The sequence below is a fragment of the Streptomyces sp. NBC_00273 genome, assembly GCF_036178145.1.
Lineage (GTDB): Bacteria > Actinomycetota > Actinomycetes > Streptomycetales > Streptomycetaceae > Streptomyces.
Genome location: NZ_CP108067.1, coordinates 5,454,684 through 5,473,866, shown reverse-complemented (window position 1 = coordinate 5,473,866; position 19,183 = coordinate 5,454,684). Strand labels below are relative to the sequence as shown.

The 19,183-nt window shown below is 72.6% G+C and carries 17 protein-coding genes; 9 read left to right on the top strand and 8 right to left on the bottom strand.

Translation table 11 applies throughout. The annotated features are described in order from the left end of the window. Window positions 1-161: 161 nt before the first annotated feature. From OG386_RS46970 to OG386_RS24070, 4 genes are all read right to left on the bottom strand, one after another. Window positions 162-245: a putative leader peptide gene (locus tag OG386_RS46970; protein WP_350206375.1), complete on the bottom strand. Its 84-nt coding sequence runs from the start codon at window positions 243-245 to the stop codon at window positions 162-164. 161 nt (window positions 246-406) lie between these two features. Then, window positions 407-1,132 carry an LmeA family phospholipid-binding protein gene (locus OG386_RS24080; RefSeq protein WP_328789835.1) on the bottom strand — a complete coding sequence of 242 codons (726 nt, stop codon included), beginning with the start codon at window positions 1,130-1,132 and terminating at the stop codon, window positions 407-409. Between the two features lie 63 nt (window positions 1,133-1,195). Continuing rightward, a complete protein-coding gene (locus OG386_RS24075; protein ID WP_328789834.1) occupies window positions 1,196-2,776 on the bottom strand; it encodes a hypothetical protein in 1,581 nt (526 codons plus the stop codon). A 10-nt stretch (window positions 2,777-2,786) separates the two neighbouring features. Continuing rightward, entirely contained in the window at window positions 2,787-3,041 is a 255-nt protein-coding gene (locus OG386_RS24070; protein ID WP_030011762.1) for a MoaD/ThiS family protein, read from the bottom strand. Window positions 3,042-3,502: 461 nt separating this feature from the next. Between OG386_RS24070 and OG386_RS24065 the strand changes: the two genes are divergently transcribed. Together OG386_RS24065 and OG386_RS24060 are read left to right on the top strand one after the other, a co-directional pair. Next, entirely contained in the window at window positions 3,503-4,288 is a 786-nt protein-coding gene (locus OG386_RS24065; RefSeq protein ID WP_328789833.1) for a response regulator transcription factor, read from the top strand. 78 nt (window positions 4,289-4,366) lie between these two features. Then, window positions 4,367-5,389 carry a LacI family DNA-binding transcriptional regulator gene (locus OG386_RS24060; RefSeq protein ID WP_327384567.1) on the top strand — a complete coding sequence of 341 codons (1,023 nt, stop codon included), beginning with the start codon at window positions 4,367-4,369 and terminating at the stop codon, window positions 5,387-5,389. 6 nt (window positions 5,390-5,395) lie between these two features. Here OG386_RS24060 and OG386_RS24055 read toward each other — a convergent pair whose 3' ends face one another. Then, window positions 5,396-6,457, bottom strand: coding sequence for a DNA polymerase III subunit beta family protein (locus tag OG386_RS24055; RefSeq protein WP_328789832.1), 1,062 nt, complete (start codon window positions 6,455-6,457; stop codon window positions 5,396-5,398). A 141-nt stretch (window positions 6,458-6,598) separates the two neighbouring features. On the opposite strand from OG386_RS24055, the gene OG386_RS24050 reads away from it, so the two are divergent. From OG386_RS24050 to OG386_RS24040, 3 genes are all read left to right on the top strand, one after another. Continuing rightward, window positions 6,599-7,837, top strand: coding sequence for a S1C family serine protease (locus OG386_RS24050; RefSeq protein WP_328789831.1), 1,239 nt, complete (start codon window positions 6,599-6,601; stop codon window positions 7,835-7,837). 75 nt (window positions 7,838-7,912) lie between these two features. Continuing rightward, the gene (locus OG386_RS24045) at window positions 7,913-8,644 is read left to right on the top strand and encodes a response regulator transcription factor (RefSeq protein ID WP_328789830.1); all 732 of its coding nucleotides are present in this window, start codon (window positions 7,913-7,915) and stop codon (window positions 8,642-8,644) included. Next, window positions 8,641-10,086, top strand: a complete 1,446-nt coding sequence (locus tag OG386_RS24040) for a HAMP domain-containing sensor histidine kinase (protein WP_328789829.1) — start codon at window positions 8,641-8,643, stop codon at window positions 10,084-10,086. Before OG386_RS24045 ends, OG386_RS24040 begins: the two co-directional genes overlap by 4 nt. On the opposite strand, the gene OG386_RS24035 is transcribed toward OG386_RS24040, so the two are convergent. Both OG386_RS24035 and OG386_RS24030 read right to left on the bottom strand, forming a co-directional pair. Continuing rightward, window positions 10,066-10,950 (bottom strand): phosphatidylinositol-specific phospholipase C, encoded by an 885-nt coding sequence (locus OG386_RS24035; RefSeq protein ID WP_328793333.1) that lies wholly within the window; start codon window positions 10,948-10,950, stop codon window positions 10,066-10,068. The genes OG386_RS24040 and OG386_RS24035 overlap by 21 nt on opposite strands. A 111-nt stretch (window positions 10,951-11,061) precedes the next feature. Further along, a complete protein-coding gene (locus OG386_RS24030) occupies window positions 11,062-11,631 on the bottom strand; it encodes a TetR/AcrR family transcriptional regulator (protein ID WP_327384561.1) in 570 nt (189 codons plus the stop codon). Between the two features lie 126 nt (window positions 11,632-11,757). Here OG386_RS24030 and OG386_RS24025 point away from each other — a divergent pair, with 126 nt between their 5' ends. Beyond that, the gene (locus OG386_RS24025; protein WP_328789828.1) at window positions 11,758-12,546 is read left to right on the top strand and encodes an alpha/beta fold hydrolase; all 789 of its coding nucleotides are present in this window, start codon (window positions 11,758-11,760) and stop codon (window positions 12,544-12,546) included. Window positions 12,547-12,644: 98 nt separating this feature from the next. On the opposite strand, the gene OG386_RS24020 is transcribed toward OG386_RS24025, so the two are convergent. Then, the gene (locus tag OG386_RS24020) at window positions 12,645-14,459 is read right to left on the bottom strand and encodes a bifunctional metallophosphatase/5'-nucleotidase (protein WP_328789827.1); all 1,815 of its coding nucleotides are present in this window, start codon (window positions 14,457-14,459) and stop codon (window positions 12,645-12,647) included. Window positions 14,460-14,623: 164 nt separating this feature from the next. Here OG386_RS24020 and mshD point away from each other — a divergent pair, with 164 nt between their 5' ends. From mshD to OG386_RS24005, 3 genes are all read left to right on the top strand, one after another. Further along, a complete protein-coding gene (mshD, locus tag OG386_RS24015) occupies window positions 14,624-15,550 on the top strand; it encodes a mycothiol synthase (RefSeq protein ID WP_266594967.1) in 927 nt (308 codons plus the stop codon). A 398-nt stretch (window positions 15,551-15,948) separates the two neighbouring features. Continuing rightward, a complete protein-coding gene (locus tag OG386_RS24010) occupies window positions 15,949-18,216 on the top strand; it encodes an RNA degradosome polyphosphate kinase (protein ID WP_328789826.1) in 2,268 nt (755 codons plus the stop codon). Next, window positions 18,197-19,162, top strand: a complete 966-nt coding sequence (locus tag OG386_RS24005; protein ID WP_328789825.1) for a CHAD domain-containing protein — start codon at window positions 18,197-18,199, stop codon at window positions 19,160-19,162. Before OG386_RS24010 ends, OG386_RS24005 begins: the two co-directional genes overlap by 20 nt. The last annotated feature ends 21 nt before the right edge of the window (window positions 19,163-19,183 follow it).

Sequence of the window (19,183 nt, the reverse complement as noted above, 5' to 3'; positions counted from 1 at the left end):
GGCAGTGTGCGGCGGGGCTGTGCTGGTAACGCGTGCTGCGTGCCTGTGGGTGCGCTCGAGGTCCTGCGCGGGGAGGCGTCAGGTGATCAGGAGGCTGGTGCGGTCACGCGGGAAGGGCCGTGAGGCCGTCGTCCGGTCGATGGAGCGGATGCGCTCACAGTTCACATGGATCGACAGAGCATGGCGGCGACGCGACACAGGTCTACTGCCCGTCGCTTCGTGAGGTCCGCCTGCTGATGCTTCATAGCCATGGATCGTAGGGACGAATCAGCCGCCCTGTCACCGGCGTGTCATATATCGAGACAGGATCGTCCGAATATTGGGATCCGTGGGCCATGCGCGGCCGCCGCACCGCCCCCGGGACCCGCCGCGCGGCCCGTCCTCCTAAGGATCGGACCGCGCTGTCTCACGATCCGGCCACCACCACGTTCGTGCCGCCCAGCGTGAGGTGCACACCGGCCTCGTCCGAGGTCAGGGACGAGAGCTGGAGCCCGGCCGGCATGCCGCTGCCGAGATCGCGGTCGAAGTCGGTCTTCTTGCGGATCTCCCGCTCGACCACCGCGACGCCCCCGCTGGGCACCGCGTCGGCGCGCACGCGGACGATCTTGCCGTCCTTGCCGCTCTTTCCGCCCGGCGCGTCCTCGAGGGTGACGGTCGCCACCACGCTGTGCGTCAGGACCTTGCCGAGGACGTTCACCGACGCGGTGACCTTCACCTTGCCCGGCGCCCCGCCGTAGGAGAGGGTCGCGCCGCTCTGCGAGGCCGCCGTCAGGTCGGCGTACGTGATGAGCGCGGTGCCCTCGGCCCGGTCGGCGGTCCCGCCGTTGTAGTCACCGTTGAGCTTCACGCCCCAGAAGCTCGCGTCCAGCTCCGACAACCGCGTCTTGCGGTCCTCGGCGGTGACCTCCACGCCCCGCAGCTTCAGGTCGACACGGTCGAGGTCGCGGCTGAGCACCTGGGTCAGGAAGGGGAAGCCCTGGACTTCCACCTCCGAAGAACCGGCCGGGCCCTGCCGCGCCTGTATTCGGTCGGCCAGCCGGTTCTCGGCGTAACTCGCGGCCCAGCGGTCCACCCCCACGAACAGGGCCCCCAGAACCACTCCGATGATCACAACGACACGCAGGAAACGCACGTTCCCTCCCCCTACTAATCGGTACGTGCGTTCTAGTTGACCATGCCCGTCGTCAGGCAGGGATCAGCCCACCACCCGGCCGATCAGGTACACGGCGGGGGCGGCCGCCGCGAGCGGCAGGGCCACACCGGCCGTCATGTGCACGAACTTCGACGGGTAGTCGTACGCCGCCACGCGCAGCCCGACCAGCGCGCACACCCCGGCGGCGAGGCCGATCAGCGCCCCGCCCGCACCGACCGGGGTCAGCCCGCCGACCGCGATACCGGCGCCGGCGGCAGCGGCCAGCGAAACGCCGACCGAAGGGGCGGTGGGCAGCGGCAGCGCACGGGCGAAGACGGCGACCGCGACGGCGGCCGCGCCGACCGTGGCGGCGGCGGAATCGGCCGCGAGGTAGCCGGCACAGATGATGGCGAGGGCGGCCGAGGCCACCGAGGCCATCAGCCCGTACATCCGCTCGTCGGGATCGGCGTGGCTGCGCAGCTGGAGGACGAGCGTGAGCAGCACCCAGGCACCGAGGGTCCCGACGATCGCGCCGGCCCCGTACAGGGGGTCGACGGCGAGCACGGCCGCGTCGGCGACGACGGCTCCGGCGAAGGCGAGGGCGATGCCCTGGCGGGCGGGCCACATGCCGTTGAGGCGGAACCAGCCGGCCGCCGTGAGCCCCTGCAGGGCGATCAGCGGCAGGAGCAGGGCGTACTGGCCGAGGGCGGCGGCCGCGGCGAGCAGCAGCCCGAGGACGGCGGTGAGTATGGCGGACTGCGGACCGGGGTCGATGATCGGCGACCGGCCCTCGGCGCGCGCCTGGGCGGGGTCGACGGCACGCAGGGTGTTGCCGGCGAGGGTGGGCGGGGACCAGGAGGTGATCTCCTGCGGCTCGCCGGGGGCCCCGGCCGGGTCCTCGGCCGGAGTGGGCGCCGCCTGGGGCGGCATTCCCCCGGCTACCGCTGGGCGGTACCCCCGGGCCGGCTGCTCGGCGGCGGACACGTCGACCACCGGCGGCATGTACGCCGTCTCCTCGACCGGCGGCGACTGCCGGTGCTGCTGCTGGGCCTGCTGCTGGGCGTGCTCGGGGCCCGGGTAGGGCGGCAGGTAGGCCGTCTCGGCGCCCTGCGGCCAGCCCTGCACCGGAGCCGCGGCGGGCGCCGGAGCCTGGGCCCCGTCCCGGTACCAGCCCTCCGGAGCCACCGACTGCTGGGACTGCTGGGACTGCGGCTGGTCGTGCTCGGGGCCCGGGTACGGCGGCAGGTAGGCCGTCTCGGCGCCCTGCGGCCAGCCCTGCACCGGAGCCGCGGCGGGCGCCGGAGCCTGGGCCCCGTCCCGGTACCAGCCCTCCGGAGCCACCGGCTGCGGGTACGGCTCCGGGGCCGGGGCGTAGCCGCCGACGGCTCCGGAACCGTCCGGCCAGGGGCCCGGGGCGGCCGGGGCCGGGGCCGCCGGGGCCACTGCGGCCTCGTCGCGGAACCAACCCTCCGGCGCCACCTGCTGCCCGGGCACCGCGCCCAGCGGCGGGTGCACCGGCTGGTAGCTGGTGTCCCAGGTGTCGGACTGCCAGGTCTGGGTCCCGTACGGGTCCTCCTGCTGCTGGTTCTGCTGGTGCTGCTGCTGCGCGTACTGCTGGCGCTGCTGTTCCTCAGGCGTACTCATCGGCTTCCGCTCACCCGCCCGCGAACGGCGGGAGCACCTCGACGGTGCCCCCTTCGGTCAGCGGGACGGAATCATGCGGGCGCTTGCCCACAGGCTCGTCGTTCACGAGGAAGGAGCAGCGCAGCAGGACCCGGGTCAGCTCCCCGGGGTGGCGCTCCCGCACGGCGTCGAGCGCCTCGGCCAGTGTGCGCGCCGAGTACGGCTCCTCCGCCGTCTTGGCCGCGGCCTTGGCCGCCGCCCAGTAGCGGATGGTTCCGGTTGCCACTGCTGCTCCTATCGTCGGCTCTCTACCGTCGGCCTCCATGATGGCCCCTCCCACCACTGCCCCGGGCGTGCCCCGACGCGCCGGGTGTGCGCCCGGGCGGCCCCGAAGCACCGGTCGGCGGGCCCCCGAACCGGTGAATCCCGGGCATACGCAGGGCAGGGGCGTGGCATGAACCACAGAAGTGGAAGCGGAAGAGGCCTCGGCCACGCATCGACGGGTGGGCTATTCTGCTTGGCGAGAGGATCCGGGCAACGTTGCCCCCGGGTCCTTTTGTGCTTTCAGCACGTTGAACGAACCGAGAACAGTGGTATCCATGCGGACCCCAGGGCGCGGGGACCGCGGGGACGCCGGGCAAGACGTACGAAGCAGTACCACGCATGTCCTCGACGGGACCGAGGAGGAACCGACGTGATGGACCAGCGAACCGTGCACCACCGTCCGACCCGGGCAGGTGGTCGGTCGTGAGCTCACTCCTGCTGCTCACCAACGCCCTGCAGCCGTCCACCGAGGTGCTGCCCGCCCTCGGCCTGCTGCTGCACAACGTCCGGGTCGCCCCGGCCGAGGGCCCCGCCCTGGTGGACACCCCGGGAGCCGATGTCATCCTCGTGGACGGCCGCCGCGACCTGCCGCAGGTGCGGTCGCTGTGCCAGCTGCTCCGCTCCACCGGACCCGGCTGTCCGCTGATCCTCGTCGTCACCGAGGGCGGCCTGGCGGCCGTCACCGCCGACTGGGGCATCGACGACGTCCTCCTGGACACCGCGGGTCCGGCCGAGGTCGAAGCGCGGCTGCGCCTGGCCACCGGCCGTCAGCAGCTGGGCTCGGACGACTCCCCGATGGAGATCCGCAACGGCGACCTGTCGGTGGACGAGGCCACGTACTCCGCCAAGCTCAAGGGGCGGGTGCTCGACCTCACCTTCAAGGAGTTCGAGCTGCTCAAGTACCTCGCCCAGCACCCGGGCCGGGTCTTCACGCGCGCCCAGCTGCTCCAGGAGGTCTGGGGCTACGACTACTTCGGCGGCACCCGGACCGTCGACGTGCACGTACGGCGGCTGCGCGCCAAGCTCGGCCCCGAGCACGAGTCCCTGATCGGCACGGTCCGCAACGTCGGCTACCGCTTCGTCACGCCGGAGAAGGTCGAGCGGGCGGCGGCGGAAGCCGCGGCCCAGGCGGCGGCCAAGGCAGCGTCCCAGACGGCCGCGCAGTCGGCCTCACAGACTGCCGCGCAGTCGGCTCAGGCCGTCACCTGATCGGCCGAAGCCGCTGTGAGCATCCACTCGGCAGGATGCCCTGCCCAGCGGTAGGTCACCCCGCGTAGACTGCCGCGCGTGGCCAAGGTGACGCGGGATGACGTTGCACGACTTGCGGGTACGTCGACCGCCGTCGTGAGCTACGTCATCAACAACGGACCCCGGCCGGTCGCCCCGGCCACGCGCGAGCGTGTCCTCGCCGCGATCAAGGAGCTGGGCTACCGCCCGGACCGGGTCGCCCAGGCGATGGCTTCGCGGCGCACCGACCTCATAGGCATGATCGTCCCGGACGCCCGGCAGCCGTTCTTCGCGGAAATGGCGCACGCGGTCGAACAGGCCGCCGCCGAGCGCGGAAAGATGGTCCTGGTCGGCAACTCCGACTACCGCACCGAGCGCGAGGTCCACTACCTGCGGGCCTTCCTCGGGATGCGGGTCTCGGGCCTGATCCTGGTCAGCCAGGGCATGAGCGAGCAGGCGGCCAGCGAGATCGAGGCGTGGGACGCGCGGGTCGTGCTGCTGCACGAGCGCCCGGAGGCGATCGACGACGTCGCCGTCGTCACGGACGACATCGGCGGCGCCCAGCTCGCCACCCGCCACCTGCTGGAGCACGGGCACGAGTACGTCGCCTGCATCGGCGGCATCGAGAACACCCCCTCGGTCGGCGACCCGGTCGCCGACCACGTCGAGGGCTGGCGCCGGGCCATGCTGGAGGCCGGCCGCTCCGTCGAGGGCCGGCTCATCGAGGCCCCGTACAACCGCTACGACGCGTACACGGTCGCCCTGGAGGTCCTGGCGCGGCCCGACCGGCCGACGGCCATCTTCTGCGCCACGGACGACCAGGCGATCGGTGTGCTGCGCGCCGCGCGCGAGCTGCGCATCGACGTGCCCGGGGAACTGGCCGTCGCGGGCTTCGACGACGTCAAGGAAGCCGCCCTCACCGACCCGCCGCTGACCACGATGGCCTCGGACCGCCCGGCGATGGCCCGCGCGGCCGTGGACCTGGTCCTGGACGACGGCCTGCGCGTGGCCGGCTCCCGACGGGAACGGCTCAAGCAGTTCCCGTCGGCGCTGGTGATCCGCCGCTCCTGCGGCTGCCGCTAGCGCGGGTCACGCGTCCAGCGTGCACGGCATCAGCAGGGAGAAGGCGTCCTCGGTGTCGGGGCGCAGGAGCACCAGCGGGGCCTTGGGGCCGACGTACTCCAGCAGCATGTCGTCGCCCACGGCGAGTGCGTCGAGGAGGAAGGCGGGGTTGACCCCCACCCGGTCCCCGTCGGAGGCGGATCCGGTCTCGTAAGCGTCGTAGGCGTCGTAAGCGTCGTCGGCGACGGTCGCGGTGTCCGTCAACACGAGGGCGCACCGCTGACCCTCCTGCCCGGCCAGGGCCTTGCGCAGCGCCGGCACGTCCAGCGGGACGCGGCGGCCCTCGGGGAGCTGCATCAGGCGGCGGTGGTCGGGGAACCCCTCGCCCAGGCCCTGCCCGGCGACCCGGCGGCCCTGCGTCTCCAGCTCGACCGCGTCCCCGTCCACCGTGAGCAGGGCCGGGGAGCCGTCGGTCAGCAGGGCCCGCATGGCGTCCACGAGCGGGGCGGGCACGGTCAGCTGGACCCGCTCGCCGCCGTGGCCGGTGGTGGACGCGCGGGCCACGGCCATCCGGTAGCGGTCGGTGGCCACGACGTGCAGGTCCGCCCCCTCCACGTCGAAGTGGATCCCGCCGAGCACCGGCAGCTCGGGGTCGGTGCCGACGGCGAAGCGTACGGAGTCCAGCGCGGCCGCGAACTCCGTGGCGGGCACGGTCAGCCGGGCGGTGCGGGTGGTGGTGGTCATGGTGCTCTCCTTGTGTCCGAGTCGTGCGCGTACCGCGGAGAGCGCGCCGCGCGCATCGGCGAGCTCGCGTTCGAGCCGCCGCAGGTGCCCGTCCAGCAGCCGGGGCACCAGGCCGGTGTCCCCGCCGGACCAGGCCGCCAGGACCAGTCGGACGTCCGCGAGCGGCATCCCCGCCTGCCGGAGCCGGGCCAGCAGCCGGGCCTCGTCGAGCTGTTCGGGCGCGTACCAGCGGTATCCGGTCGCCGGATCCACCCGGGCGGGCGGCAGGACGCCCGCCCGGTCGTAGAAGCGCAGCGCGCTCACGCCCAGCCCGCTGTCGCGGCCCATCTCGCCAATGCTGTGCATCTCGCTCTCCACACCCGTGACTCTGGGACCTCCACCAGGTCGAGGGTCAAGACCGGTTCTCAGGTCGGTCGTAGGCGGTTCTGTCGGGCTTCTCAGGCCTGACTCAGGAAGCTCTCATGATCTGCGGCCAGAGTCGGTGTCATGACCGACAGCTTCCGCCGCGAAGGCGCGTACCCGCAGGAGAACAGCCCGGCCCAGCACGCGCCGTTCGGCGAGGACTGGCAGCGCGGGCACGACGGGCTGACACAGGCAGCCGGGGCCGGGGCGGGGGCCTACCCGCCGCCGCCCCCGTACCCGCCGGCCGCGCCCGGCTGGCACGAGGCGCACCTGCCGCCGGTCATCCAGGGCGAGACCGTCCCGGCGGCCGCGGGCGGCGTCGGCGGGGGTGAGGGCGAGGGCGGCGGCCCCCACCAGCCCGCCCACGCCGCGGCCCCCGCACCCCGGGCCAAGCGGCCCGTCGCCCTGCTGGCCGCCGTCGCGCTCGCCGCGGCCCTGGTCGGCGGCGGCACGGCGGCCGCCGTCCAGCAGCTGATGGACCGGCAGGCCGGCAGCACCGGCGGGGTCAACGGCACCAACGTCTCGCAGTCCAGCTCCGGCACCGTCGCGGGAGTCGCCGAGCAGGTCAGCCCCTCGGTCGTGCGCATCGACGTCCGCACCGGTTCGGGCCAGGGCACCGGCTCCGGCATCGTCCTCACCGCCGACGGCGAGATCGTCACCAACAACCACGTGGTGAGCGGCGCCGCCCAGGTCCAGGTGACGATGAGCGACGGCAAGAAGTACCCGGCCAAGATCGTGGGCACCGACCCCGACAAGGACCTGGCCCTGATCAAGCTCCAGGGCGCCTCCGGGCTGAAGCCCGCCGTGCTCGGCGACTCCGGCGGCGTCAAGGTCGGTGACCAGGTCGTCGCCATCGGCTCGCCCGACGGCCTCACCGGCACCGTCACCAGCGGCATCGTCTCCGCGCTGAACCGCGAGGTGAAGGTGCCGAAGTCGGAGCAGCAGTCCCCGCAGGGCCGCCAGCAGGGCGAGGACAGCTGGCCGTTCTCCTTCGGCGGCCGCCAGTTCAACGGGGACACCGGCTCCGACACCACCGCGTACAAGGCCCTCCAGACGGACGCCTCCCTCAACCCCGGCAACTCCGGCGGCGCCCTCGTCGACATGAACGGCCGGATCGTGGGCATGCCGTCGGCGATCTACTCCCCCGCCTCCGGCAACTCCGCCGCCGGCAGCGTCGGCCTCGGCTTCGCCATCCCGGTCGACACGATCAAGGCCGCCCTGGACTCCCTGCGCAAGGGCGGCCCCGGCGGCGCGGGCTCCTCCGGTACGGGCACCGGCTCCGGCGCCGGGGCCGCCGCCGACGGCTTCGGCACCAGCTTCTGACCCGCCCGTGCGAGGCTGGAGGCGGCCCTCCGGGCCGCACTCCACGGCCGACCACCACTCCTGGGAGACCCATCCATGAACGCCGCCGAAGGCGAAGCGCGGATCCTCGTCGTCGACGACGAACCGGCCGTTCGCGAGGCCCTGCGCCGCAGTCTCGCCTTCGAGGGGTACGCCGTGCAGACCGCCGTCGACGGGCTCGACGCCCTCGACAAGGCGGCCTCGTACGCCCCCGACCTGATCGTCCTGGACATCCAGATGCCCCGGATGGACGGGCTCACGGCCGCCCGCCGGCTGCGCGCCTCCGGCAGCGTCACCCCGATCCTGATGCTCACCGCCCGCGACACCGTCGGCGACCGCGTCACCGGCCTCGACGCGGGCGCCGACGACTACCTCGTCAAGCCGTTCGAACTCGACGAGCTCTTCGCCCGGGTCCGCGCCCTGCTGCGCCGCAGCTCCTACGCCACCGCACAGGCCGCCGGCGAGAGCCATGAGGACGCCCTGACCTTCGGCGACCTGCGCATGGACCTCGCGACCCGCGAGGTCACCCGGGCCGGGCGGCCGGTGGAGCTGACCCGGACCGAGTTCACGCTGCTGGAGATGTTCCTCGCGCACCCGCGCCAGGTCCTGACCCGCGAGCAGATCCTCAAGACCGTGTGGGGCTTCGACTTCGAGCCCAGCTCCAACTCCCTGGACGTGTACGTGATGTACCTGCGCCGCAAGACGGAGGCCGGCGGCGAGCCGCGCCTGGTCCACACCGTGCGCGGGGTCGGCTACGCCCTACGCGCCGGCGAGAGCGGGCCCGAGTGAGCCCGACGGCCAGATTCCGCGCGCTGCCGCTGCGCTCCCGCCTCGCCCTGCTGGTCACGGTGGCGGTGGCGCTCGCGGTCGCGGCCGTGGCGGCGGTGTCCTGGGTGATGGTCCGCACCCAGCTGCGCGACCAGCTGGACCGCTCCCTGATGGCGACGAACGTCAGCGTCGAGGTGAGCCGGACCCTGGTGCAGAACGACTGCCTCCCTCCGCCGCAGCAGCCCCTGCAGCAGATCGCCGGGAACCTGGGCGCGACCGTCCAGCTCGTCCTGCCCGGCGGCAGGCACTGCTGGATCGCCGGGCCGACCGCCCTGCCCGTGACCGAGGCCGACAAGGAGATCGCGGTGGGCAGGCGGGGCAAGACCCTGCAGACCGTGACGACCTCCGAAGGCGTCGAGATGCGCGTCTACACGCTCCCGGTGGTGACCCCCAACACCGGCCAGGTCTGCTGCGGCGTCTCCATCGCCAAACCGCTCGCCGACATCGACAAGCCGTTGTCCACCCTGGCCTGGGTGCTGCTCCTGGTGTGCGGCATCGGAGCCGTCGGCGCGGGCGCGGCCGGCCTGTGGGTGGCCCGAACGGGACTGCAGCCCGTCGACGAACTGACCGACGCGGTCGAGCACATCGCCCGGACCGAGGACCTGACGGTACGGATCCCGCATACGGGCGACGACGAGATCGCCCGCCTGTCGCGGTCCTTCAACTCGATGACGGCGGCCCTCGCCTCCTCCCAGGAACGCCAGGCCCAGCTGATCGCGGACGCCGGCCACGAGCTGCGCACCCCGCTGACCTCGCTGCGCACCAACATCGAGCTGCTCGCCCGCAGCGAGGAGACCGGCCGGGCCATCCCGCCCGACGACCGGCGGGAGCTGCTGGCCTCGGTCAAGGCGCAGATGACGGAGCTGGCCTCGCTGATCGGCGACCTGCAGGAGCTGTCGCGACCGGACGCCGGAGCGGGGAGCCCGCTCCAGGTGGTCGCCCTGCACGAGATCGCCGGGGCCGCGCTGTCCCGGGTCCGGCTGCGCGGTCCGGAGCTGCGCTTCGACTCGGACCTGCGGCCCTGGTACGTACGGGGCGAGGCGGCGGCGCTGGAGCGGGCGGTGGTCAACGTCCTGGACAACGCGGTGAAGTTCAGCCCGCAGGGCGGCACGGTCGCGGTGACGCTGCGGGCGGGCGAGCTCACCGTACGGGACCACGGTCCGGGCATCCCGGACGAGGACCTTCCGCACGTCTTCGAGCGGTTCTGGCGGTCCGAGTCGGCCCGTGCCCTGCCCGGCAGCGGGCTGGGCCTGTCGATCGTGGCCCGTACGGCGGCGCGCGCGGGCGGCAGCGCCGAACTGCGGGCGGCGGCCGACGGCGGCCCGGGCACGGAGGCGGTGCTCCGCATCCCGGGGGCGCCGACCCCGCCGCCCTCCGATCCGTCAGTTGTGCCGGATCAGTGAGGCGACCAGGCCGGAGCGGGTGTTCGGGAAGTCCATCGGGACGACGCCGAGGCCGGTCCGGCCGGTCAGCTCCCCGCCGTCGACGAACGAGTGCACCTGTGGGTTGAGCCGGTCGGAGTTCCAGCGCGGCGGCATGTACGCCGCGGTGCTGACGTAGTTCACGAAGAGCTTGCCGGGCTGCTGGACGGCCTTGCGGAAGTGGTTCTCGATCCGGCCGCGCTTGGCGAAGGGCTCGGTGTTGTAGTCGTCCTGGATGTCGAAGACGTTGCCGTCGCCGTAGCGCAGGCCCGGCAGGCCGCCGTTGTCGGCGAGCAGGACCACCTTGCCGCGGGCCTGTCCGAGGGTGGGCAGGGTGTCGGCGATCCGGAACAGGGGTCGCCAGCCGCGGTTGTTCAGGTAGTCGTCGAAGACGGCGCGGAAGGTGGCGTCGCTCTCCCCGGAGTACTCCTGCTTGACGCGCATCAGGACGGTCTCGGAGGGGTGCGCGGCGAGGAAGTTCCAGCAGGCGACGAGGACGTCCCCGAACATCAGGTCCTGGAAGAAGGCCGCGTGGTGGATGGCGAAGGAGCCGCCCGTGACCCGGCAGCGGACGTCGAGGAAGCGGATGCCGAAGTCGAGCTGCTGGGCGATCGAGGTGTTCTGGCAGGCGACGTAGAGGCCGCCCTTGGTGGCACCGGAGTCGTGGGTGCCGGGGATGGTCATGCGTTGGAGGGCGGTGGAGTCGCCGAGGCCGGCCATCCAGTCCTGGGTGCCGAGCGTCGCGGCCGAGGCCGGAGCGGCCCCCAGTCCGAGGGCCGTGCCGGCGGCCAGTGCTCCGGCCAGGAACGCCCGCCGGCCCATGCCCGTGCCCGTCTCCGTGCGCATGCCCGTGCCCGTGTCCGTGCGCGTGCCGATGCCCATGCCCGCCCCTCCGCCGACCCGATGATGGCCGGATTATGGCGTGCACACGTCAGCATTACTACCTGTCGGTAGCGGTCAGCTTTCGAGCAACTCGACCATGGACCGCAGCCCCTGGAGGAGGTCCCGGCCGTCGGGAGCCTGCTCCGGATCGGTCAGGGTCTGCACCATCACCCCGCTGAGCAGCGCGATGTGCATCGAGCCGAGGGCCCGTACGTCCGCCTCGGAAACCTCTTCCAGCGGCACCCCGCGCAGGGCCGCGGCCACCATCCGCCGGTTGCGGCGCTGCCCCTCGGCGAGGATCGCGAGCAGTTCGGGCGAGGACTGCGCATGGACGAAGGCCTCCACGGAAGCCAGCCAGAGCCAGCGCATCTCGCCGAAGTCGCGGATCTTGCGGTCCCAGGTGTCGGCGTAGCGCTCCCCCGCGGTCTCGCCCTCACCGGTGAGCCGGCCGGACCCCGCTGCCCACTCCTCCATGGCGGCGAACAGGGCCTGGTTGAGGAGAGCCTCCCGGGATCCGAAGTGGTAGCCGATCGCGGCCATGCTCACCCCCGCCGCCGTGGCGACGTCCCGCACGGTCGTGCGCAGGTAGCCCTTCTCCTCCAGGCAGCGCCGCGCTCCGGCCAGCAGGTCCTCGCGATTTCCCATGCCGGGATCGTAGCCGCGCCCCAATTTGGGCAAGCGCGCAAGACGATTGTATTGCGCGCTTGCCCAAATACTGGCAGGCTTCGAGCACCGGCAGATCAGACGATCGACGAAACGGGGAGGACCACCATGCAGCGCCACGAGATGAAGATCGACGACCGCACCCTGTCCTACGTGGACTCCGGCGGCACCGGCCGCCCGCTGCTGGCCCTGCACGGCGGCCTGTCCGAGGGCCTCGCCTTCGCCGGACTCGCCGCGCACCTCGGCGACGCCTGGCGGGTCATCGCCCCCGACCAGCGCGGCCACGGCAGCTCCGACCGGGCCCCGCACTACCGCCGCGAGGGCTACGTCCGCGACGCCGTCGCCCTCCTCGACCACCTCGGCCTGGACGCCCCCGTGGCCCTCCTCGGCTACTCCCTCGGCGGCCTCAACGCCTACCACCTCGCCGCCGCCCACCCCGACCGGATCTCCGCACTCATCGACGTCGACGCCACCGTCGAGATCCACCCCACCACCGAGGGCCCCCTCTTCGACTTCCTGCACGGCATGCGGTACACCGCCCCCACCCGCGAGGAACTCCTCGAAGCCGCCGGTCCGGTGGGCGCCCAGTTCGTCGAACAAGCCCTGCGCCCGCTCCCCTCCGGCGAGGGCTGGCGGCTGCCGTTCCACCCCCGGGACATGCTCGACTCCATCGAGGCCTGCCGGGGCGACCACTGGGACACCTGGCTCGCGAGCACCTGCCCGGCCGTACTGATCCACGCCATCCACAGCCAGGCCCTGCGCCAGGACACCGCCGACGCGATGGTCGCGCGCCGCCCCGAGACCTCGTACACCCCCCTGAACGGCGACCACTTCGTGCCCTTCACCGACCCGGACGCCTTCCACACCGCGGTCGGGACGTTCCTCGCCACCCTCTGATCCGTCCGGTCCCCGCGCCACGGGGGTGCCCGGGGAAACGCCGAAGGGGCGGTGGGCCGACCGGCCCACCGCCCCTTCGGGCGCGCTGTGTGCGGGGGTTACTTGATGACGGTGATGCGGTTCGCCGCCGGTGGGGCGATCGGGGCCGCCGCCGTCGACTTGCCCAGGAAGGCGTTGAACGCCTCCAGGTCGGGCACGCCGACCAGCTTGTTCTTGTGGTCCTTCAGGACGGTGAAGCCGTCACCGCCGCCCGCGAGGAACTCGTTCATCGCGACCCGGTAGGTCTTGGCGGGGTCGATCGCCGCGCCGTTCAGCTTCACCGAGTCCACGACGATGCGGTCCGCGCCCGTCTTCGTCATGTCCAGGGTGTAGGTGAATCCCTTCGAGACCTGGAGGATCTTCGGGTTCGGGCCGTTGACCGGGCCGGTCACCTGCTGCTGGAGCGCGGTGATCAGCTGCGCGCCCGTCAGGTCCACGATGTTCATCAGGTTGTTGAACGGCTGGACCGTGTAGGACTCGCCGTACGTCACGACGCCGTCGCCCTCGGCACCCGCGGCCTTGTAGGCCAGGTCGGCACGGATGCCGCCCGGGTTCATGAGGGCGAGCTGCGCGCCGCCCTTGGCTGCCGGGGCCGTGGCTTCCAGCTGCGCGTCGGCGATCAGGTCGCCGAGCGGCTTCTCCGGGGCCTCGGAGCCGCGGCCCGCGATGTCCGCCGAGATGTAGCCCATCGGACGGCCGGCGACCGGGGCCGCGAGCGCGTTCCAGCGGGTGATCAGCTCGGTCATGTCCGGGGCCTTGGGCACGTCCCGGGTGACGGCCTTGGTGACCGGCTTGGGCGCGGAGACCGCGGTGCGGACGATGTCCTTGGTCTGGCGGTCGTACGTCAGCGTGGTGTCCGTGAACGCGCGGCCGTAAGAGGCGGCCGAGGTCACCATGCGCGGGTTGCCGGCCGGGTCGGGGATGTTACACGCGTACGCCTGGTGCGTGTGGCCGGTGACCAGCGCGTCGACCTTCGGGTCGATGTTCTTCGCGATGTCCACGATGGCGCCCGAGACGCCGGCGCCGGCCCCCGGGACGTTGCAGTCGTAGTTGTACGCGCCGCTGGCGGGCAGGCCGCCCTCGTGGATCAGCGCGACGATCGACTTCACGCCCTGCTTGTTCAGCTCGGCGGCGTACTTGTTGATCGTCTCGACCTCGTCGCCGAACTTGAGGCCCTTGACCCCGTCGGCGGTCACGACGTCCGGAGTGCCCTCCAGGGTGACGCCGATGAAGCCGATCTTCACGTCGCCCTTCTTCCAGATGAAGGTGGGCGACATCAGCGGACGCTTGGTCTTCTCGTCGGTGACGTTCGCGGCGAGGTACTTGAACTCGGTGCCCGTGTACTCCTTGCCGAACTCGAAGCAGCCGTCGACCGGGTGGCAGCCGCCGTACGCCATGCGGCGCAGCTCGGTCTTGCCCTCGTCGAACTCGTGGTTGCCGACGCTGGTGACGTCCAGCTTCAGCTTGTTCAGCGCCTCGACGGTGGGCTCGTCGTGGAAGAGACCGGACAGCATCGGGCTGCCGCCGATCATGTCGCCGGCCGCGGCCGTGACGGAGTACTCGTGCCCCTTGCGGGCCTCGCGCAGGCTGGTCGCGAGGTACTCGACACCGCCCGCGGGTATGGCCTTCGTGGTGCCGTCGGCCTGACGCTCGGTCACGGTGCCGGACGAGCCCTGCGGGGGCTCCAGCGTGCCGTGGAAGTCGTTGAACGACAGCATCTGCACATCGACGGTCCGGCTCTTGGCCGCACCGCCACCACTCGCGGCACCGGCCGGAAGTGCGGCGGCGACCATGGCCCCGGCCCCGGCCGTGACGGCGAGGGCGGTGAGGGTCAACCGGCGGGTTCGGCGGTGCCGTTGTGGCGTCACTGACATGTAGTCCCCTTATGCGACAGCGGTAGAACGTGGGAGGTCCGCCGAAGCCTAAGGTCAACGCGCGTAGCTCTACCAGGGGGTAGGGGTATCGCGTTGGTTACGTACAAAAGAAGGACTCGCGCCCGCACTCCGCCCGTCACCCACAGCGGTCGTAGGCTCGTGCCATGACTGACGCAGCAGCGGCCCTGGAGCCGGGACGGCAGATTCACACCCTCGACGAGTTGACGGAGGAACAGGCGATCGCCGTGCTCGACCTGATCGAGGACGCGGCGCGCACCGACGGCACCACCGCCGTGTCCGAACAGGGCCGGCTCCAGCTGCGCGGCGGACCGCGCGAGGGGATCCGGCACTTCCTGCTCACCGAGGGCGGCCGGCTCTCCGCCTACGGGCAACTGGAGGACACCGACCCGGTGGAGGCCCCGGCCGCCGAACTCGTCGTCCACCCGGCCCTGCGCGGTCGCGGACACGGGCGGGCCATGGGCACGGCCCTGCTGGCCGCCTCCGGCAAGCGGCTGCGGGTATGGGCGCACGGCGGCAAGTCGGCCGCCCGGCACCTCGCACAGGTGCTCGGCCTGACCCTCTTCCGCGAGCTGCGCCAGCTGCGCCGGCCGCTGGCCGGCGGGGACCCGCTGCCGGAGCCGGTGCTCCCGCCGGGGGTGACCGTACGGACCTTCGTGCCCGGCACCGACGACAAGGCCTGGCTCGCGGCGAACGCGGCCGCCTTCGCCCATCACCCCGAGCAGGGCTCGCTGACCCAGCGCGACCTGGACGACCGGATCGCGCAGCCGTGGTTCGACCCCAAGGGCTTCTTCCTCGCGGAGCGCGACGGCGAGCTCGTCGGCTTCCACTGGACGAAGGTCCACGCGGCGGAGCAGCTGGGCGAGGTCTACGTGGTCGGCGTCCGCCCGGGCGCCCAGGGCGGCGGCCTCGGCAAGGCCCTCACCGCGATCGGCCTGCGCCACCTGGCGGCCCAGGGCCTGCCGACGGCCATGCTCTACGTGGACGCCGACAACCCGGCGGCCCTGGCCGTATACGAGGGCCTCGGCTTCACCACCCACGAGGTCGACCTGATGTACCGCACCGAAAGCTGACTGCCCCTGCCGCGCCGTTTTCAGCCCCGCCGGCGTTTGAGGCGCGGGTCCGGGCAGCGCCCGGCGGGGGCCCGGGGGCGGAGCCCCGATCTTTCAGCCCCGCCGGCGATTGAGGCGCGGGTCCGGGCAGCGCCCGGCGGGGGCCCGGGGGCGGAGCCCCCGCACCGGCGCCGACCCGCGCGCATGCGGAGCCACCCGCACCCGCGCACGCGGGAGCGCACCATCCCCCGCCACCCCGCCGGGAGGCGACTCGTGCGCCATCCGGACCCGGGAAGCCACACGCCATTAACCAGGCATTCAGAAGCGCTTGCGACTCTCCCCCAATGCAGCCCCGACTCCGACTGACGGCCGACGCTTCCGACGTGCCTGTCCTGCCGCGTGCGCGGAAGAATGGAGTCATGAGCCACCAGCCCAGCGCAGGCCCCACCGAGGTCCCCGCCCAGCACCCGTCTCACACCCCCGCCGCCGCCCCCGGCCGGTCCGTCACCGGAGCCCACGCCCGCATAGGCTCCATCTCCGCGCACCGCCCGCACGTCGACCTGGAGCCCGATCTCGACGCGGATCTGGACGCCTACGACGACGACAAGGACGGCGACGAGCTCCCGCCCGGACGCTTCCTCGACCGGGAGCGCAGCTGGCTCGCCTTCAACGAACGGGTGCTGGAGCTCGCCGAGGACCCCACCACGCCCCTGCTGGAGCGCGCCAACTTCCTGGCGATCTTCGCGAGCAACCTCGACGAGTTCTTCATGGTGCGCGTGGCCGGCCTCAAACGGCGCATCGCGACGGGTGTCGCCACCCGCTCGGCCTCGGGCCTGCAGCCCCGCGAGGTGCTGGACCTCATCTGGACGCGCTCGCGCGAGCTCATGGCCCGGCACGCCGCCTGCTTCCAGCAGGACATCTCCCCGGCCCTCGCCGAGGAAGGCGTCCACCTGATCCGCTGGCCCGACCTCACCGAGAAGGAGCAGGCCCGCCTCTTCACCCTGTTCCGCAACCAGATCTTCCCGGTGCTGACCCCGCTGGCCGTGGACCCCGCGCACCCCTTCCCGTACATCTCCGGCCTCTCCCTGAACCTGGCCGTGGTCGTGCGCAACCCCGTCAGCGGCCACCGCCACTTCGCCCGGGTCAAGGTCCCGCCGCTCCTGTCCCGCTTCCTGGAAGCCTCCCCGCAGCGCTACGTCCCGCTGGAGGACGTCATCGCCGCGCACCTGGAGGAGCTGTTCCCCGGCATGGAGGTGCTCGCGCACCACATGTTCCGGGTGACCCGCAACGAGGACCTGGAAGTCGAGGAGGACGACGCCGAGAACCTGCTCCAGGCCCTGGAGAAGGAGCTCATGCGGCGCCGCTTCGGCCCGCCCGTGCGCCTGGAGGTCGAGGAGTCCATCGACCCGGGCGTACTGGACCTGCTGGTGCAGGAGCTGAAGGTCAACGCATCCGAGGTCTACCCGCTGCCCGGCCCGCTGGACCTGACCGCCCTCTTCGGGATCGCCTCGCTGGACATCCCCGAGCTCAAGTACCCGAAGTTCGTCGCCGGCACCCACCGCGACCTCGCCGAGGTCGAGTCCGCGTCCGCGCCCGACATCTTCGCCGCGCTGCGCGAGCGGGACGTCCTGCTGCACCACCCGTACGACTCCTTCTCCACCTCGGTGCAGGCCTTCCTGGAGCAGGCCGCCGCCGACCCGGACGTCCTCGCCATCAAGCAGACGCTCTACCGCACCTCCGGCGACTCCCCGATCGTGGACGCCCTGATCGACGCCGCCGACTCCGGCAAGCAGGTCCTCGTACTCGTCGAGATCAAGGCCCGCTTCGACGAGCAGGCCAACATCAAGTGGGCGCGCAAGCTGGAAGAGTCCGGCTGCCACGTCGTCTACGGGCTCGTCGGCCTCAAGACCCACTGCAAGCTGTCGCTCGTCGTCCGCCAGGAGGGCGAGACGCTGCGCCGCTACTCGCACGTGGGCACCGGCAACTACCACCCCAAGACCGCACGGCTCTACGAGGACCTCGGCCTGCTCACCGCCGACCCGCAGGTCGGCGCGGACCTCTCCGACCTCTTCAACCGGCTGTCCGGCTACTCGCGCCGCGAGACCTACCGCCGGCTGATGGTGGCGCCCCGCTCGCTGCGGGACGGACTGATCGCGCGGATCGACAAGGAGGCCGCCCACCACAAGGCCGGCCGCCCCGCCTACGTCCGGCTCAAGATGAACTCGATCGTCGACGAGGCCCTCATCGACTCGCTCTACCGGGCCTCCCAGGCGGGAGTGCCCGTCGACATCTGGGTGCGCGGCATCTGCGCGGTGCGCCCCGGAGTCCCCGGGCTCTCGGACAACATCCGGGTGCGCTCGATCCTCGGCCGCTTCCTGGAACACTCCCGGGTCTTCGCCTTCGGCAACGGCGGCGAACCCGAGGTGTGGATCGGCAGCGCCGACATGATGCACCGCAACCTCGACCGCCGCATCGAGGCACTGGTCAGGGTCGCCGACCCGGCCCACCGCGCGGCACTGGACCGGATGCTGGAAACCGGGATGTCCGACGCCACCTCCTCCTGGCACCTGGGCCCGGACGGCGAGTGGACCCGGCACAGCACGGATGCGGACGGCCAGCCGCTGCGGCACGTACAGGAGACGCTCATAGACGCCCGGAGGCGCCGGCGTGGCTCAGCCAAACCATGACCCGATTACGGCGACGGCGGACGCAGGTGCCGTGCTCGGCGCGTACCTGCGCGCCCAAGCCACCGCCTTCCTGCGCGCGCTGCGCCTCCACGGTGAAAGCACGACGAGCGGGGCCGATGCCGCCGAAGGAAGCCACGCGGCGCGCAGCCTGCGGGGGGCTGCGCGCCGCATCAGCGGATCCCTGGCCACCTTCCGGGTGGTGACCGAGTCCTCCTGGGCCGACGGGCTGCGCACCGAGCTGGTGTGGCTGTCCTCGACCCTGGCCGACGAGCACGCGTACGCGGCCCGGCTGACCCGGCTGATGGACGCCCTGCACCGGCTGTCGGGGTCCCCGGAACTGCCGGCGCCGCGCAGCTCGGCCGGCGCGCTGACGGTGGGCTCGGCACGCGCGGGCGCACTGCTGGAACGGCAGCTGACCCTGGCCCGTACGCGCGCCCACTCGGCCACCCTCCAGGCGCTCGGCTCCTCCCGCTTCCACGCGGTGGCCGACGCGGTGGCGGTGCTGGCCTCGGAGGTCCCGCTGGACGCGGTCGCGGCCCGGGGTCGGGTGCCGGAGGTGCTCGTTCCGCTGGCCGCCGTGGCCGAAACCCGACTGTCGGCGGCGGTCGCGGCGCTGCCCCCGGTCGACGGGGCCCATCCGTACAACGCGGACCACGACGGGCCCTGGCACGAGGTACGCCGCCTGCTGCGGGTCCACCGCTACGCGCGGGAGGCGCTCGGCGAGGACGTGACCCGGCCGGCGGCCGCGGGCGAGGCCCTCGACCGCCACCGTGACGCGGCCGAGGCGGCGACCGCCTCGGCGACGGCGGCCCGCACCCCGCGCATCGCCCCGGCGACGGCCTACGCCCTGGGCGTCCTGCACGCCGACCAGCGCCACGAGGTCGAGGCCGCCCGTCTCGAGTTCCAGCACATCTGGCTCCCCGAACCCGCGGTCACGCCGCGATAACGTACGGATAACGGATGATGA